The sequence below is a fragment of the Xenorhabdus sp. NBAII XenSa04 genome, assembly GCF_963866145.1.
GTDB classification, from domain to species: Bacteria; Pseudomonadota; Gammaproteobacteria; order Enterobacterales; family Enterobacteriaceae; genus Xenorhabdus; species Xenorhabdus indica.
Window position 1 is genome coordinate 1 of sequence record NZ_CAWMEB010000337.1, and the last position, 1,191, is coordinate 1,191.

At 45.3% G+C, this 1,191-nt stretch carries 2 protein-coding genes; both read left to right on the forward strand.

The features are described from left to right. Nucleotides 1-741: RHS repeat-associated core domain-containing protein (locus AAC147_RS12070; protein WP_047686683.1), on the forward strand; the 741-nt coding region annotated here is incomplete at its 5' end. Next, entirely contained in the window at nucleotides 741-1,151 is a 411-nt protein-coding gene (locus AAC147_RS12075; RefSeq protein ID WP_047686686.1) for a hypothetical protein, read from the forward strand. The genes AAC147_RS12070 and AAC147_RS12075, both read left to right, overlap by 1 nt. The last annotated feature ends 40 nt before the right edge of the window (nucleotides 1,152-1,191 follow it).

A 1,191-nucleotide genomic window follows, 5' to 3' on the forward strand; every position in this document is an offset into this window, starting at 1 on the left:
AATTTTTATTTTCAGGATGCGTTAGGCTCGACCATTGCCCTTACCAATGCGCAAGGTGAGGTAATAGAAAAACACGGCTATACTGCTTATGGGTTAGAGAGTGATCCCGGTAATGCGGCTTTCCGCTTTGCCGGTCGGCGTATTGATCCTGAAACCGGCCTGTCTTACAACCGGGCACGCTATTACTCTCCCGCTCTGGGCCGCTTTTTGCAGACTGACCCCGCCGGAACAGAGGATGGCCTGAACCTCTATGCCCATACCGGCAACGACCCCGTTAACCTCGTTGACCCGACAGGACAATGGGGAGAAGTGGTCAATACCGCACTGGATTACACCCCTATCGTTGGTGGAGTTAAAGGGTTCTACGAAGCCTACCAAGACCCGACATGGACAAATATTGCAGCGGCAGGAGTGGGAATTTTCGGGCCTCCCGGAAAAGCGCTTGGAAAAAGCGGGAAGGCGGCTGTAAAAGCCATTCATGGCAATTCAAAACACTCACCAAAACCAGCTTATCTTTATGAGCTGTCAACAGATAAAGGCGAATTTCTAAAATATGGAATTTCACAAAATCCCAGTAAACGGTATACAAAGAACTATATGAAAAATAAAGACATCAGAGAAATTGATTCTGGCACCCGTGCTGATATGCTGAAAAAGGAACGTGAGCTGGTTACCCAAAATCCGGGGCCTCTTAATAAGGAACCTTGGGCCAAAGCCACCAGAAAAGCAAGAGGTGAATAATGATAACGATTGGAAATCATTACAAAGGACCAGAACTCGATGGTTCCTCAATTCAACTGGCATTACGCATTACATCAGGTGTTGCAACAGAAGAAAGGGATGAAGAATATGATAGTGGTAAAGAGGCTTTTATCAATCCCGTCTTTATCGTACCCGGTTCAATATCAAAACCTGACTTTGAAGGTTTTAAATATGGCTATTTCTCCAAAAAAGAAAAAGGTGTGGTAATACAAATTGCCGTACCACAAAGAGTGGCTGATGGCGAAGGTATCCGTGAGTTTATTGTGGGGGCATTGCGCGAAGCTGTGCGCATGGCAGCGGAGAAATTTGCCAAACATGCTATTCCTTTTTCATCACTCAAGGCTGAAAAAATTATTCTGGCCATTGAGAAAAAACTGCAAGACTTTTGAACAACCTTAAAAAAACAAATTTGGCTCGCTTATCGGCGAG

Excerpts from the sequence above, each read along its gene's own strand:
- AAC147_RS12075 (WP_047686686.1), top strand. The coding sequence starts at position 741 with ATGATAACGATTGGAAATCATTACAAAGGACCAGAACTCGATGGTTCC.